The organism is Nostoc sp. NMS2 (assembly GCF_017115105.1).
Classification (GTDB): Bacteria; Cyanobacteriota; Cyanobacteriia; order Cyanobacteriales; family Nostocaceae; genus Nostoc.
In genome coordinates this window covers 96400-111574 of record NZ_JABXKH010000048.1, presented here as the reverse complement: position 1 = coordinate 111574, position 15175 = coordinate 96400, and the positions used below count along the sequence as shown (strand labels likewise).

The 15175-nt window shown below is 39.8% G+C and carries 11 protein-coding genes and 1 other RNA gene; 5 read left to right on the top strand and 7 right to left on the bottom strand.

Features of this window, described 5'->3' with window-relative positions; genetic code table 11:
* Nucleotides 1–245: 245 nt before the first annotated feature.
* Nucleotides 246–2876 (bottom strand): DNA polymerase III subunit alpha, encoded by a 2631-nt coding sequence (locus tag HWQ36_RS08830; protein ID WP_292700769.1) that lies wholly within the window; start codon nucleotides 2874–2876, stop codon nucleotides 246–248.
* A 193-nt stretch (nucleotides 2877–3069) separates the two neighbouring features.
* Here HWQ36_RS08830 and HWQ36_RS08825 point away from each other — a divergent pair, with 193 nt between their 5' ends.
* Entirely contained in the window at nucleotides 3070–4362 is a 1293-nt protein-coding gene (locus tag HWQ36_RS08825; RefSeq protein WP_292700767.1) for a dicarboxylate/amino acid:cation symporter, read from the top strand.
* Nucleotides 4363–4382: 20 nt separating this feature from the next.
* Here the strand turns inward: HWQ36_RS08825 and HWQ36_RS08820 are convergent, their stop codons facing one another.
* The 3 genes from HWQ36_RS08820 to HWQ36_RS08810 all read right to left on the bottom strand — a co-directional run bounded on the left by HWQ36_RS08820 (nucleotide 4383) and on the right by HWQ36_RS08810 (nucleotide 9012).
* A complete protein-coding gene (locus HWQ36_RS08820) occupies nucleotides 4383–4562 on the bottom strand; it encodes a hypothetical protein (protein ID WP_012411172.1) in 180 nt (59 codons plus the stop codon).
* Between the two features lie 867 nt (nucleotides 4563–5429).
* Nucleotides 5430–7142 carry a diflavin flavoprotein gene (locus HWQ36_RS08815; protein WP_292700762.1) on the bottom strand — a complete coding sequence of 571 codons (1713 nt, stop codon included), beginning with the start codon at nucleotides 7140–7142 and terminating at the stop codon, nucleotides 5430–5432.
* Between the two features lie 130 nt (nucleotides 7143–7272).
* Nucleotides 7273–9012: a diflavin flavoprotein gene (locus HWQ36_RS08810; RefSeq protein ID WP_292700759.1), complete on the bottom strand. Its 1740-nt coding sequence runs from the start codon at nucleotides 9010–9012 to the stop codon at nucleotides 7273–7275.
* An 871-nt stretch (nucleotides 9013–9883) separates the two neighbouring features.
* Here HWQ36_RS08810 and HWQ36_RS08805 point away from each other — a divergent pair.
* Nucleotides 9884–10342, top strand: a complete 459-nt coding sequence (locus HWQ36_RS08805; RefSeq protein WP_292700757.1) for a helix-turn-helix domain-containing protein — start codon at nucleotides 9884–9886, stop codon at nucleotides 10340–10342.
* Nucleotides 10343–10401: 59 nt separating this feature from the next.
* On the opposite strand, the gene HWQ36_RS08800 is transcribed toward HWQ36_RS08805, so the two are convergent.
* The gene (locus tag HWQ36_RS08800) at nucleotides 10402–10542 is read right to left on the bottom strand and encodes a hypothetical protein (protein ID WP_292700754.1); all 141 of its coding nucleotides are present in this window, start codon (nucleotides 10540–10542) and stop codon (nucleotides 10402–10404) included.
* A gap of 72 nt (nucleotides 10543–10614) precedes the next feature.
* On the opposite strand from HWQ36_RS08800, the gene HWQ36_RS08795 reads away from it, so the two are divergent.
* On the top strand, nucleotides 10615–12072 hold the full coding sequence (locus HWQ36_RS08795; RefSeq protein ID WP_292700751.1) for a tetratricopeptide repeat protein: 1458 nt from the start codon (nucleotides 10615–10617) through the stop codon (nucleotides 12070–12072).
* A 272-nt stretch (nucleotides 12073–12344) separates the two neighbouring features.
* Here the strand turns inward: HWQ36_RS08795 and HWQ36_RS08790 are convergent, their stop codons facing one another.
* Nucleotides 12345–13127 carry a hypothetical protein gene (locus HWQ36_RS08790; RefSeq protein ID WP_292700749.1) on the bottom strand — a complete coding sequence of 261 codons (783 nt, stop codon included), beginning with the start codon at nucleotides 13125–13127 and terminating at the stop codon, nucleotides 12345–12347.
* A 74-nt stretch (nucleotides 13128–13201) separates the two neighbouring features.
* Here HWQ36_RS08790 and HWQ36_RS08785 point away from each other — a divergent pair, with 74 nt between their 5' ends.
* Both HWQ36_RS08785 and HWQ36_RS08780 read left to right on the top strand, forming a co-directional pair.
* A complete protein-coding gene (locus HWQ36_RS08785) occupies nucleotides 13202–13507 on the top strand; it encodes a DUF5615 family PIN-like protein (protein ID WP_366828667.1) in 306 nt (101 codons plus the stop codon).
* Nucleotides 13508–13596: 89 nt separating this feature from the next.
* Complete coding sequence (locus HWQ36_RS08780) at nucleotides 13597–14658, top strand: trypsin-like peptidase domain-containing protein (protein ID WP_292700746.1); 1062 nt, start codon at nucleotides 13597–13599, stop codon at nucleotides 14656–14658.
* A 112-nt stretch (nucleotides 14659–14770) separates the two neighbouring features.
* Here HWQ36_RS08780 and ssrA read toward each other — a convergent pair.
* Nucleotides 14771–15160: a transfer-messenger RNA gene (gene ssrA / locus HWQ36_RS08775) on the bottom strand.
* Between the last annotated feature and the right edge of the window lie 15 nt (nucleotides 15161–15175).

The window sequence follows — 15175 nt, the reverse complement described above, 5'->3', positions numbered from 1 at the left end:
CGTTCTGCCTGTAGAGGCAGGGGAATTAAACCCCTAAACTTTGTTTAAAAATTGGACTAGTTAAGCTTTTTTTTATAAAAATTAATGTGCTAATACCATTTCTTTGTGAGGCTGCGCCGAATTTTTTGACCTTTTTCTTTCTTTGTGTCCTTTGCGTCCTTTGCGGTTCGTTTCTCTTACTCATCCAAAATTGCTATTAGTGGATTATTGAGCTAATAATCCTATAACTTCAAGACGTAGAAACATCAATTTGGCAAACCCTCAACCCGCATCAAATCCAATTCCCGTTCAAATATTTCATCAATTGGCAACATTTGACCATCAACAGTCATAAATTTATGGTCTTTTGTTGCCCGAATCACTGAACCATCTTCCAAGCAATACTCAAACACCTCTTGTTCTCCGCGATCGTGCCACTGTGCTACAGGTTGCGTATAAATATTTCCATTATTATCAACACTATACACATTACATTCAATACATTTTTCTACAATTTTGCCAATCGGCAACAATCCATATTCTACTGTCAATATTTCCGTGTCATAGCTTAAACAATATTCAGCAAACTTTAACATTTGCTCAAATAATTCATCCGCAACTTTTTTCGGAACACCGTTTTTTGCTGCGCCATCCACGAATTTTTCTCGCTGCTTTTGCATCTCAGAAACTTTCTTTTTACCCATCGCCCGACGCAGCAAGTCAGCTTGTCCTAGAGAATATCCAGCCATATCCTGAGCAATTTTCATGATTTGCTCTTGATAGACCATAATTCCATAAGTTTCGTCTAATATTGGTTCTAAAACAGCGTGTTGATAATCAATATTTTCTCGGCCATGTTTGCGGTTAATAAATTTAGGAATCAGTCCTGCATCTAACGGCCCCGGTCGATAAAGTGCCAAAATTGAAGAAATATCTTCTATATTAGAAGGCTTCAAATCTCGCACTATTTGACGCATTCCAGAAGATTCTAATTGAAATATCCCTTCTAATTCACCTGCTTCTAATAGTTCATAAGTTTTTTGTACATCTTTAGGTAAACTGCTATGTTCACCTTTAGCTAATATCTTCTGGGCTTTTCTTTCCTGGCGGGGAATTTCATCAGGATCAACCCGATATCCTCTAGTCTCTTGAATCAAATCAACGGTCTTTTGAATCAGTGTCAGGTTCCGTAAACCCAGAAAATCCATTTTCAACAAACCCATTGATTCCAGGTCTTCCATGAAGTATTGAGTAATCACGGAACCGTCATTATTCTTCTGTAAAGGCACAATTTCATCAAGTGGTTCGTCTGAAATTACTACACCTGCTGCATGAACACCAAAAGTTTTGTTAGTTCCTTCAATTCGCATTGCCATATCAAGCCAGTGACGAACATGGGGTTCTTTATCATATTTCTCCTTAAACTCTGGTTCTGGAGTTTCATTAGAAATCATCACCTTGAGTTTTGTTGGTTTTCCCCGCACCACAGGAATTAATTTCGCCATTTTGTCAGCTTCCCCGTAGGGAATATTTAATACTCTGGCAACATCTTTCAAAACTGCTTTAGAAGTTAGGCGGTTAAAAGTAATAATTTGAGCAACTCTATCTGCACCATATTTCTCGGTTACATAATCAATAACTTTATCCCGTTGTTCAATACAGAAGTCTGTATCAATATCGGGCATAGATTTTCGTTCTGGGTTCAAAAAACGCTCAAATAGTAGCCCATGATGCACAGGGTCAATATTAGTAATTCGCATCGCATAAGCAACTAATGAACCAGCCGCAGAACCACGACCTGGCCCGACAGGAATGTTATTATCTCTAGCAAATTTGATGTAGTCCCATACAACTAAAAAGTATTTGGAAAAACCCATTTGCTGAATCATTTTTAATTCGTATTCCAATCTTTCTTTATAGACGGAATCGACTTCTTGGCGAGATTTGCGATTTAACCGTTCTAAAAGCCCACTCCATGCAACATCTTCGGCATAAGTGTCAGCAGTATGACCGGAGGGAATTGGGGGTGTAGGAATCTGAGGCTCACCCATGATATGGTAAGGCTCGACTTTATCAGCGACTTCTTCTGTAGTTGCGATCGCTTCGGTAATTACATCATCCGTTAAATGGTCACGAAATAGCTGCCGCATCTCCTCACCAGATTTGAGATATTCTGTGCCGCTATAACGCATCCGCTTATCTTCAATAATTAGCTTGCCAGTTTGAATACATAGCAAGGCATCATGGGCTTCAACGTCAAAACAAGAAATAAAATGCGAATCATTAGTGGCAATAAATTTAATGCCTAGTTCCCTCGCAATTTTGACTATTTCTACATTCACAATCCGGTCTTCTTGGGAACCGTGGTCTTGAATTTCGAGATAATAATCATCACCAAATACATCTTTATACCACTGAGCAACTTTCCGGGCTGCATCTGGTCTACCACTGAGAATTGCTTGGGGAACTTCTCCACCCAAACAAGCGCTGGTGACAATTAAGCCTTCATGATATTCTTTGAGTAAATCTTTATTAATACAAGGACGAGAAAAAATTCCTTTGCCTTGAACACCTTTGAGGTGAGAAATTGTGGTTAATTTAACTAAATTTTTGTAACCTTTAGTATTTTTAGCTAAAACGACTTGATGATATTTGGGACGACGTTCTTGTTTTTCAATATCGCCGTTAATTACATACATTTCATTGCCGATAATCGGCTTAATATTTTGACTACGGCAGATTTTGATCAGTTCAATGGCTCCATACATGACACCATGATCGGTAAGGGCGATCGCTTTCATCCCCAGTGCGATCGCTTGATCCACCAATTCTGGTAGCTGACTTGCCCCATCTAGTAGACTGTAATCACTGTGAATATGTAAAGGCACAAAGGACATAAGCATCTCCAACCACAAGCCAAGATATCTTTAGGGGCCTACCTTGTGGTATACCCTTTCAAGCCGGATTTTGCAAAGCAATGGAATATTAGATTAACAGTTTTTAACTAAAATTAAAGCTGTTCTTTTTCCGAAATTGCCACTGTCATCAATGTTGTTTTAATAGTTACAGCAGTTAATCAGCATCTAACTAATGAGTGAAACAGAGAGTACTACTTCGTCTGAAACCAAAGCTCGCCCTTGGTGGCAGCGTATCCCTCTCACATTGCAAATTCTCATCGCCCTAGTAGCCGCAGTCAGCGTTGGAATTGCCCTTGGTGCGGGGAATCCTAATCCCAGTGATGCCACCTTAATCAATAATTTAGCAATTCCGGCTGAGTTGGTGCTAAAGGCTCTCCGCGCCCTAGCTACACCCTTAATTTTGGTAGCGGTGCTGCACACCTTAATGACTACGAATATCCCCGGTACAGCTGGACGGCGGCTAGCAGTGCTACTTTTAACTAACACTACCGTAGCTATTTTAGTAGGACTTTTGGTAGCCAATGTACTACGTCCAGGAACTTGGGGAAATGTAGCCACCTCAACAAGTACACAAATAACTACTCAGAGTATTGACCCTTGGGGAATACTCAAAGATGCTGTACCAGAAGCTGTTCTCAAGCCATTAGTTGATAATAATGTCATCCAACTAATTGTAATTGCCCTAAGTTTTGGCATCGTCCTGCGGGCATTAAAATCTGAACAAATCGCCCAAGGGAAAAACGGATACCAGCCGATAGAGGATGTCATCGGGATTTTATTTGAGGCGGTAGTCCGCGTCCTCAACTGGGTAATTGCCTTAGTGCCTTTCGCAGTCTTTGGGATTGTGGCTAAAACAGTTGCGATGCAAGGATTTGCACCGTTTAAATCTTTGGGTGCATTTATCTTGGCGGTGCTGTTAGCACTGTCATTGCAAGCGTGCTACTATTTGACCAGAGTAAAATTTGGTTCTTGGGTACCCCCGCTAAAATTCCTAGCTGGCGGATCTGATGCCTTTTTAACAGCTTTTTCAACTTCTTCCTCTGCGGCAGCAATGCCCGTAACCTTTGAGGTTTTGCAAACAAAAGTCGGTTTAAGGGAATCTTCTGCTGCTTTGGGGGCATTAGTTGGGGCAAATTTCAATAATGATGGTACTGCTCTTTATGAAGCAATGTCTGCGTTGTTTATTTCGCAACTAATAGGACAACATCTGAATCTGGGACAGCAGTTAATTGTCATCCTGACTTCGATTTTTGCATCTGTAGGTGCGGCGAATATTCCTAATGCTGGACTGGTAACGATGACACTGGTGTTTACTTCTGTAGGTTTACCTACCCAGTATATTGCTTTGCTAGTTACCATCGATTGGTTTTTGGATCGCTGCCGTACCGCAATTAATGTTATGGGAGATATGACTGTCAGTGCTTTACTTGATGGCAAAAAGCCTCGTTCTGTAGACGAGGCTTAGTTTGACGGCTTTTCAGGTAGCTAATGCTGTTGAGGCCCTTTAGCATCACATTCTTTAGCCCAACAGCGTTCTAGAAGTCGAAGCCGCCAGATCAATGCAAAGCGTTGAGGATTTAATACTAATTTAGTATCGTGACTAAATAAAGGTTGGTTCAGATACTGCCAAAGGGGAAATTTAATTTTGGTGTGTTTTGGAGTCATAAAAGCAACAAATATTATAAAAGTTTCGTAGCCATATTTGGCATTTTGTCTAGCAATTGCCTGATAGTGTTTTTCTAGTTAAAGACTACACTGCGATTTTGCAGTTGTCCTGGTAAAAATTGCGTAATTTTACAAAGTGAATTTATGTTGTTTCCGCTTTAATACTGAAATTGCACGCACTATTTTTCTGATTGCATATACTGCGATCAGTTATACTGTTTTCTGAAATCCTGGCTACAGATACACTTTTTAAATACAAGCGGTTAATCTAGCAGGAATTTGAATGTTTTACTGGTAAGAAGATATACTTGCAACTTAAGCGATGGTTGCAACAGAGCGATCGCATTTTCTGGTTTTATAGAACTCGTTGACTTAACTACAGATATGTGAAAACAAGACTGATTTGTTAAGATTTTGTGTTAAAAAATTTTCCTTGTGACTTCCAAATAAAAAAATATCCAACTATTTATTGTGGAGTGGCCGAAAAGCTATTGGTGTCAACTTCAGGTAAAACCCTCTTTGTGACAACCAACGTTTTGCCCTCACCCCCAGCCCCTCTCCCGATTACGGGAGAGGGGAGCCGGAAGTTAATTTCCCCGAATCCTAATTTTGGGATTCGGGGTTAGGGGATGAGAATATGTGTAAAATGCTTGCTAGATATAGATTTGAGCTTTCGTCCCACCCCACAAAATAGAATAATTTATTTCTTGGAAATTCTAGCCAAAAAATTAATCCACCTACACATGAGAGTGATAGGTGGATTTAAGTGTGCTTGATTGGATATCTAGCAGACAGAGTAAGTAGCAGAAATGCTGCTAAAGTTGCATTGCAAGATAATCTCCTAAGTTGGAGAGTACCTATAAAGAGTTAGTAATGAGTACCTGTTTTACGGTGGTTGATAGCAGTAACAGCATCAGGCTTGAGTAATTTACCTTCGTCTACAGTTGCATATACAACCCAGTGATCGCCACATTCTAGACGTTGATTCACTGAGCATTCCAAATATGCTAAAGCGTCGGTGAGGACAGTACAGCCGTTATCTGCAACTGCTGTACTAAAGTTAGCAAATCGATCTTCCCCAGGCGCAAAAGATTTACGGAAATGCTTCATGTAATCTTGGTGATTGCCTTCGGGTAGAATATTTAAGGCAAACTTACCGCCAGGATACATCAAAGATTCGATCGCTCGGTCTTTAGCGATCGCTACACTTATTCCAGGTGGATTAAAGGTAGCTTGAGAAACCCAAGCGCCTAACATTGCGGTAGACACTTCTCCAAGTTTCGCTGTCACCACGCAGACGGAACCAACAATTCGACCAACAGCCTGTTCTACTGGAGTAGCAGCTTGTTGTGGCACACGGACTTTTTTAGCTTTTTTCAGTGCTTGGGCAAAGTCTGTACCTAGTTCTTCACAGAATTTGAGTGTGACATCATCTGGTTTAAACTTGACCTTCAAGGTGTCAAAGCCAAAGCGATATCCAGAATCCCGGAGTTTTCCTTCGATTAAGTCAAAGGCTTCGCCACTCCAGCCATAAGAACCAAAGACCCCAGCGAGTTTGCTGTTGTCACCGCTTGAGATCACAATCCCTAAAGCAGTATGAATGGGTGTAGGTGCATGACCACCAATGGTAGGAGAACCGATGATAAAACCTTCTGACTGTGCTAGGTTGATGCGAATTTCATCAGGGGTGGCAAATTCGCAGTTAATTGATTTGACTGCGACTCCACCTTTAGTTAATCCCAGAGCGATCGCTTGTGCTAAAGTCGCCGTATTCCCATAAGCTGAAGCGTAAAGTAGGGCAACGGAAATCTCGCGATCGTTATGAGAACGGCTCCATTCTCCATAGGCTTTGGTAAGCTCGATTAAGCTGGTGCGTACTAAAGGCCCGTGACCCACAGCATACATTCTCACCTGCAAATCTGATATTTTCTCCAAAGCTGCCTGTACATGAGGAGCTTGAGGAGCCATCAGGCAGTTAAAGTAGTAACGTTGGTCTTCTTTAAGGGCTTCCCAATTATCATCAAACACTTCATCACCACAGAGATGAGTTGCAAATAACTTATCTGTGTAGAGAATTTGGGTTTGTTGGTCGTAGCTACAAAGTCCTTCTGGCCAACGTGGACTAGGAGTGGGGAAGAATTTTAAAACATGACCTTTGCCTAAATCCAGAGTTTCTTTCCCCCGCATTACCAAGACTTTCAAATCTTGCTCTAGGAAAGCAGCCCGCAAATTGTTCGCACCAGGAAGAGAACAGACAAAAGTTACCTGTGGTGCCAGTTCTAAAATTGCTTTAAGGGTTGCAACTCGGTTGGGATTAAAGTGACCCAGGATTATATAATCTAAAGTTGTCAAATCTACAGTCTGCCGCAATGCCTCTAAATAAACTTCAGTAAAGCTTTCTGGCGGTGGATCAATAAGTGCGGTTTTATCAGCTTCAATTAAATAGCAATTGGAAGTAGTACCTCTTTCAAGTGCGTATTCAATTTCAAACCGCAGACGTGACCAACTACGCGCTCTTAAAGCCTTAGTATTTGTAGCAATTGGTAAAACTTGTACGTCGCGTGGCTTGGAATTGGTCATAGCTGTTAAAAGTTGGGGAACAGGGAATAGGTTATAGGGAACAGGGAATAGGTTATAGGGTATAGATCATAGGAAACAGGGGATAGTTTTCTTTGCTGTCCCCTGTCACCTGTTACCTCTTCTCTATTTCTTAGTAGTAATTACCTACTTTGCGATGGCGAACGGCTGTGAGTCCATCGTTTTTGGAAACACGACCTTCTTGGACGGTGCAGTATAAAATCCAGTGGTCGCTGCATTCCATGCTGGTCTGTATTTCACATTCCATGTATGCCAAAGCATCTGTCAGAATCGGAGAACCGTTTTTCGCGGTTTGAGTTTTTACTCCCGCAAATCGGTCAGCACCAGGATGCAAGCGCTTGAGAAAGTGCTTTTTCAATTCTTGATAATTGCCTTCTTCCAAAACGTTGAGGACGAAGCGATCGCCTACTTGCATCAAAGAATCAATGGCGCGGTCTTTAGCAACGGCAATTGTTAATCCTAATGGTTGCAAACTCGCTTGCGTTACCCAGGATGCCAACATCGCACTTGAGGCATTATCTTTTTTAGTCGTGACTATATACAGTCCACTACTAATGCGACCTAACGCCTTTTCCATGTTGACATCAAGGGACTTGATTTGCTTGATGTTGCGATCGCGCACTAGCAATTGTCCGATGTCTTTACCCGCTTCTTCACACAACTGGAATGTAGATGCCGTGGGAGCCTCTCTAATCCGAATGGCTGGGAAGGCTTCTTTGATGCCAGAGTCGATAAACTTTCTGCGGAGTGTATCAATGGGTTCATCATCCCCACCGTAACATTCAAATAGCCCAACGATTTGCTTGTTTTTGGCAACAGCTAGCACTGAACTGATACTAGCTTGGGCGGCGGCGGCGGTACTTGGGGGCATACCGATAATGATGCCAGCTGCTCTCCCGGCTAGTTCTTGGATTTCTTGGCTCTCGGCAGTACTCAAATCTAATACTTCTACGCCAACGCCAGTTTTTAGGATACCTTCGGCAATCGCATGGCCCAGGCGCTCACCATAACCATAATCTGAGACAAAAAACAAGCCAACTGTTGTTTCTGCTTTAGCCTGTTTTTGGCTCCAATTTTCGTAGCACCCAGTTAGAACATCTAAATGGTGGTATAATAAGGGGCCGTGACCATTGGCAATTATATTAATCTTCCCTAAATCACCCATCCGCTTCATCGCATTCAGCAGCGAACGGGCGTTAGGGCCCATCAAGCAATCGTAGTAAAATCTAAAGTCAGCTTCGATCGCTTCTAAATCTTCGTCGAAGGTGCGATCGTCACAAAAGTGCATCCCAAAGGCATCACAGGTATAGAGAATTTGGGTTTTGCGGTCAAAGCTAAAGATTGTATCCGGCCAGTGCAGGTTAGGCGCACTCACGAATTCCATTTCGTGTCCTTTGCCGATATCTATGCGATCGCCAGTTTTCACAACCCGCTTAGAAAATGGATCGTGTACTAAGCCTTCCAAAAACTGAAGTGCAACTTTTGAAGCTAAAACAGTAGCTCTAGGAGCTAATTGCAAAACATCTTCTACCAAGCCGCTATGGTCTGGCTCTGTGTGACTGACAATTATGTAATCAATTGTTTTGGGGTTCACAAGACCTTTTAGAGTCTCTAGATACAGATCGCGAAACTTCTGGTGAGAAGTATCAATCAAAACTGTTTGTTCACCCCTAATTAGATATGAATTATAGGTTGTGCCGTTTTGCAGTCCGAATTCGATATCGAAGCGATCGCGATCCCAATCAAGAGAGCGAATCGCCGTTGTGTTAGGGGCAATTTCTACAGTTTGTATAGTTAGCCGATGTTGAACGTTTTCTGCGTTGGCCTTGCCGGTCGTAGACATCGCTACCATTATTCGTCTCCGAGCGCAAATTGTCAGGTTTTTCTTCTGCCCCCATTCTCTCTATTATTTTTTGTTTAAGTTGTAATGAATATCAGTTTTTGAAAAATTTAACTTGTATCATTTATTGCTGTTTTCTAGCAAAAAATATGACTCAAAAAATCTACTCAATATTAATTTATCCCAAAAAATATACTTAGTATTTTATTTTGCAATTTGTCTATTTTTATCCTACTTTAAAAATATCATCTTCTTCATATTATTTGACGATAAAAACTAAAAAAATTAAAATTAACATCACATATCTATAGCAATCCGATTTGATTCCTGAATTTGCTTGCGTGGGCAGGGAACTCTTAACTAGGAACAGGGAAAATATAACCAAACTCTGTAATTATGGTGCAAAATAGTTGTCTTAAGAAGATAGATTAAAAGTTAGTTTTTTAATCCGCTATTTTACAAATAAGTAGGAAAGGTAGGAAAGGTAGGAAAAGTGGTAAAAATAGGAAAATTAACACAAATTTTTTCTCTCTCCAATAGGTATTGAATATATCTTTGTTTCAAGCAATAATGTTGTTACGGAAAATATAAAATTTATGTAAAGTCGGAAAAACAGATATTGTTTGAAGATAGTCAAAAAAATTTACAGAGATGAGTTAAATAAAAAGGAACTAGGCTTGTATGTATATATTTTTCAGTTCATTCCAATAGTAGGTAGCGTAAAAATAATTTTTAAAGTTTCGATAAATCACCGTCATCACAGGATTAATTTAATAATTTTAATGATACAGTCCTTTATTATCGACTTTAGGCATTAATTAGGACAACGCCAATAAATCCTTAAGAAAAATGGCAACAATTACTGTGTAAAAGGTTATTAATTATGGGATGCCGATTAAAAGTCTTTCTAACTGAGCAAGAAAAGCTGACTTTAGAAGAGTTAAGAAAAGCCAAAGATGTTCCCCAACGCACAAAGGATCGGGCTCAAGTCTTACTGCTGAATAATCGCGGCTTAAAAAATGAGCAAATTGCTAAAGGTTTGAACTGGGCAATTTCAACAGTCCGTCAAACCCTTCATCGTTGGGAAAAGATGGGTTTATCAGGGCTGTGGGATGCTCCTGGTAGAGGTGGAAAACCCCGATATTCAGAATCAGATTTGGTTTATCTAGAGAATTGTTTAGCTCAAGAGTCACAAACTTATAACTCTAAACAATTAGCAAAAAAACTGGCATCTGAACGTCAGGTAAACTTGAGTGCAGATCGATTACGACGGGTACTTAAAAAAAGGGGAAAGAGGTTTGGAAACGCACGCAAACAACCCCAGGAACAAAACATTCATTAATTAACAAAAGCCGCTTTGCGTCTATGCATCTACGCTCACTAAATCCCGAAACTGGAAAGCTAGGTTTTGAATAAAATCCGATTTTGACTGCAAACCATCACTCGCCATAACTGACACTTGATGAATATGCGCGATCGCAAATGGGTGTAGATGTGCAGTAAAGCATCAGATATGCGATCGCGCTTACAACTTGAAATCATCAGCAGTTTCTACAATATACTTGTACGTAAGTGTGTTATTCACAACGTTAGCACAAGTGAAAGGTTGCGTTGATGCTGAAATTAGACTCTAGCACTACCAATGATTTGATGGAAATTCTTAGACCATTTATGGAATCGGAGAGAGAACGTCGAACTTTCTTACATATTGCGTTGGATGATAAACCTGTGTTGCAACACATCGATTGTAGTGGTGCTGTAGCAATTTTCATGCGGGATATGGTACAGAAGTTAGCAAATTATGGAGGGGAACAGTATCTACGCGCGATTTTGGAATATGCGCGGGAGCAAGTGGGAGAAGATGTAAAGCAACGTATTGATAAATTACTTGATAAATTGCAGGATAATCTATCTATACGAGATGATCTATCATCACCAGAAGCTGAATATAGAAAAGTAGTGGAGGAAAGAGTTACCCCTGATGGTAAGATTTCAGTTGCAGGTCGTCACATTTTAGATCAATGTAAGCAACGTTTGATAATCTCGCAAGAAAAGGCTGAAAATATTGAGAAAGAAGTTTTACAGCCGTTTTACGAATATCAAAACAGTTTTGATAGATTTTTAGAGGTTTTAGTTAAGCAAATTCATAATGAGTTACCGTTTTCTTCAACAACACGGAGCGACTTAAAAGCGCTACATTCGCAACTTAAAATGAAAGAAGTGGAAGCACTTTATATTAAATTAGCTCACGAACTTTATAAACAAAATAAGTGGGAAAAATCAATTCATGTTTACAGAGAACTAATTATTATTAATAAGAATAATGCTATTTGTCATCAGAATTTAGCTTATATTTTATTACAAAATGAGCAAATAGATGATGCGATCGCAGAACTCCGAGAAGCTATTCGCATTGAACCAAACAATGTTAAACTCTATGAAGGTTTGGGAAATAGTTTTTACGTAAAAGCTCAGTTTGATAAAGCTATTGAGGCATATCAACAGGCGATTGAAATTAGCACTGATGATGCACCAAGTGATTTAGCAAAAATACACTACTTGTTAGGATGTACTTTTTGTGAATGTGAGCGGTTAGAAGAAGCTATCAAGGAATATACACAAGCGATTAAGATTGATACAGAATATGCAGAAGCATACGCTGAGTTAGGAAATTGTCAGCGCCGAGTAGAAAATTTTTTAGATGCATATAGTAACTTACAAACAGCAATTGCGATCAAACGAGATAATCCAAATAATTCAAAATTTCACCGCTATTTAGGAATGGTTATGAGTAGTCAGGGCAAATATAAGGACGCAATTGTTGAGTTTGAAGAAGCTATAAAACACAATATTATAAATAGCACGCCAGATCCAATTACCTATACACAGTATGCGTTTGTGCTACTTGCACAAAGAAAACAAAAGCAAGCAGAAACTGAAATTCAGCTAGCTATCAAACTATTTCAACAGCAAAAGATGGGTGATGCAGCCAACCAAATGGAAGATTTATATGAGAAAATAAAAAAAGAAAGTAGTTGGAAAAGCTTTTTCAACTACTTTTTCAAAAGCTAGCTTTGAAATCATTATTGATTAGCCAAATATTTTTGGCTCTCCTAGACTAGTTATAGAAAATTAATACTTGATATCAGGTTAAGTCCTTACATAGTTGGGGATTCAAGAATCAGAAAGCATATTTTTATTAAATCTTTGATTCTGTTTTAGCGAAACCTAGCTATATCAGGTGTTTTAGGTGTTTTTTAGTATTAATTTATCAAACGAAGTCTAGGAGAGCCATATTTTTTAGGGTAAGCGATATATATGATAGCGATTTCGAGGCAAAGTCCTTAAGTTCGCTTGTTATTATTTGCTTGAACCCTTGACGTAGCTGATGCAACTGCAATTCCGGCAATTGTAGTGGTTGTCACACCACTCAAAACTAATATTTTGTGACGACGTTGTTCTTGAATAGCTTGTTGTGCCGCTAATTGTGCATCTTGTTCGTCTAGACTGGTCAACACCCCTTTTTTAGCGTAACGAGATGCTAGTAAATTGAAAGCAGCATCACGCGCTGAATAATAATTCTGTGCTGCTTCTTGAAATGCTTGATCACTCAAGTTTTGAACATGGCTAGGTAAATCATATATCAATAATTGTGATTGAATCTTTGTGGTGATATCATCCGTCATGCGTTGTTCTAAGCTTATCGCATGCAACGATGGCATATCATTCAAAAGTGTTTGTGTCGCTTGCTTCTTCTTAGCTTCGGACATTGCTTGACTAACTTGAAGACTAACTTGCTGATAGTTAAACTTGAGGTGTGGTAGTTTGAAGGGATTAGGATAGGTTAGTTTAGGTGGTTTAATCGGTGGTCTGGGTGGTTTAATCTGTGGCCATTTAACCGATGGCCATCGTAGTTTTATGGGTGGTAACTTAATACCAACAACTGGCTCAAAACTACTTGAACTTATTGCTTTTGCGTTCGAGTTTAATAAATTTGCAGAGTCCCTATTATTATCTGTGAGTGAATTGTGCAGGTACTTATCTAATACTAGACTCGATACTGATGATAATGAAATATTGCTAAACAAAAATGTAGCAAATAAAGCCTGTTTGCGTATCTGTTTCATACTTCCATGCGGCTGATAATTTTTATAAATTGACGCTTTTGGCAACTAGTTCAGTTGATGGGCGTTATATTTAAATCAACAAGTTCTCTACTTACAATTTCGGAAAATTATGTATTTCAGTACAAGAAGCTGGAAATGCAAATCTGGGAATTCCTGATGAAGAGGTTTTAGCCTTTGCAGTTTGTGACAATCGAGTTGTTATTATCCTCAATCGCCAAGATTTTATCCGATTACATAAAAGTTTACCAAAGTATACAGGTATTATTGTTTACATTAATGATACTAATAGATATCAAATGGCAATGCGGATTAACGAAACAATAATTGCATCAGAACCCTTACAAGCAAAACTAATTTGTGTGGTGCGTTCTGCCAATTAAACAAGGTTCTAGCGAAAACGTCTAAATTTAAGAAATGAATAGGTGTAAACTAGCAATTTAGTAATTTGTTTCAATAGGATACAGCAACCGTGACTGTCCAACTATCGCAGCCTGACTTCCAACGCCTTATCCGCATTGTACAGAATTTACCCGACTTTGCTAATATGCGCGATCGCCGTCGTTTAGTCGCAGGTGCATTGCAAGGTGTAGCTCAAGCAGATATTATTCTAGCGCGGTTAGATTTAGATGGTGCGCCAATGGGTGTTTCTGTGGAAGTGGTGCGGTTTTTATCGCAATTTGGACGAGTTGCTTACAATCAAGAAGCTCTTGCTGTCTTCCTTAACTATATTCAGCCTTACGCTGGGGATGAAGATAAAGACTTTATCGTAGAACTATTTCAGAATTACCCGCTAGATATTCCAGTCAGTCCTAGCCGTGGAATTAACAACTGGAAGGGAATGGATAGTACAGCTGATATCAAAGAAAAGATTATTGGGGAAAACACATTACGCGATATCTACATTTTAAACTTGGCTCTGGAAGCTTCAAAAGCTGTGGTTCGTATCGCCACTCCCGAAGGTTTAGGTACGGGGTTTATGATTACATCTGATTTACTAATGACGAATAATCACGTAATTCAAAGTCAGAAAGTAGCAGAAAAAAGTAATTTTAGCTTTAACTATCAACTGGATCTCAACGGTAAAGAATGTCCAACACAGAGTGTTGCAGCTTTAGCAGGGGGAGCTTTTTACACGAATAAAGAACTAGACTATACTGTCGTGACCCTAAAAGATGTACCTGACTTCGGCAAACCCTTAACCTTTAAAAGTAAATTAATGCGACGAGATGATCGCGTAGCAATTATTCAACACCCTGGCGGTCATTTAAAGAAAATCTCGATACAGAATAACTTTGTTGCTTACGCTGATAATCAAGTATTGCAATATACTACAAGTACAGAACCGGGTTCATCAGGGTCGCCTATTTTCGATGATAATTTTCAGGTAGTTGGTATTCACCATAGCGGTGGGATGCTTCTAGAACCAAATACGCAACGAAGGCATTTACGTAATGCAGGAACAAGTGCGATCGCTTTATTGAATGACCTCCATAAAAATGCACTGGAGACTCAAACCCATTTATCCAGATAGTTAGCCGATTGGGTAGCCACGATTTCTGCCGTCAGGTATATTTGCAAAATTCACCTATGAAAACAAAATCCACCTAAACGTTAAAGTGTTTGGTGGACTTGTTATTTATTTTTAGTGGATCCGAGCAGAGTCGAACTGCTGTCCAAATTGGGTATTGACCCCCCGCTCATTCACAGGTTTAGCCTTTCTGATCCTCAAGGCGGGAATCGTTCATTATCCCGAACGTAGGATGCTCTGATTTAATCTTAGCCAGCAAGCCAACCAGAGAACGCTTACTAGAGCATCCGTTGGGGTTTGGTCTTCAGTCCTTAACGGAGTCAAACTAAAGACGCTCGAACCTATAAGAGGCGTTTAGGCAGCTACTAGAGCATCCTTACGAGCAAAGTTAACGATGTTATTCGCATTTACTTTTTGTTTGAGCCTTTGATTTCCGAGAGGAGACTCACTCTCGACCTGAATCACAGAGCAGCGTTCGCCAACCTGTCGAAACCGTGACGGACCCTCGTGTTATATATAT

Coding starts and splice junctions, on each gene's coding strand:
- HWQ36_RS08795 (WP_292700751.1), top strand. CDS start 10,615: ATGCTGAAATTAGACTCTAGCACTACCAATGATTTGATGGAAATTCTT.
- HWQ36_RS08820 (WP_012411172.1), bottom strand. CDS start 4,562: ATGACTCCAAAACACACCAAAATTAAATTTCCCCTTTGGCAGTATCTG.
- HWQ36_RS08810 (WP_292700759.1), bottom strand. CDS start 9,012: ATGGTAGCGATGTCTACGACCGGCAAGGCCAACGCAGAAAACGTTCAA.
- HWQ36_RS08815 (WP_292700762.1), bottom strand. CDS start 7,142: ATGACCAATTCCAAGCCACGCGACGTACAAGTTTTACCAATTGCTACA.
- HWQ36_RS08830 (WP_292700769.1), bottom strand. CDS start 2,876: ATGTCCTTTGTGCCTTTACATATTCACAGTGATTACAGTCTACTAGAT.
- HWQ36_RS08800 (WP_292700754.1), bottom strand. CDS start 10,542: ATGATTTCAAGTTGTAAGCGCGATCGCATATCTGATGCTTTACTGCAC.
- HWQ36_RS08825 (WP_292700767.1), top strand. CDS start 3,070: ATGAGTGAAACAGAGAGTACTACTTCGTCTGAAACCAAAGCTCGCCCT.
- HWQ36_RS08790 (WP_292700749.1), bottom strand. CDS start 13,127: ATGAAACAGATACGCAAACAGGCTTTATTTGCTACATTTTTGTTTAGC.
- HWQ36_RS08805 (WP_292700757.1), top strand. CDS start 9,884: ATGGGATGCCGATTAAAAGTCTTTCTAACTGAGCAAGAAAAGCTGACT.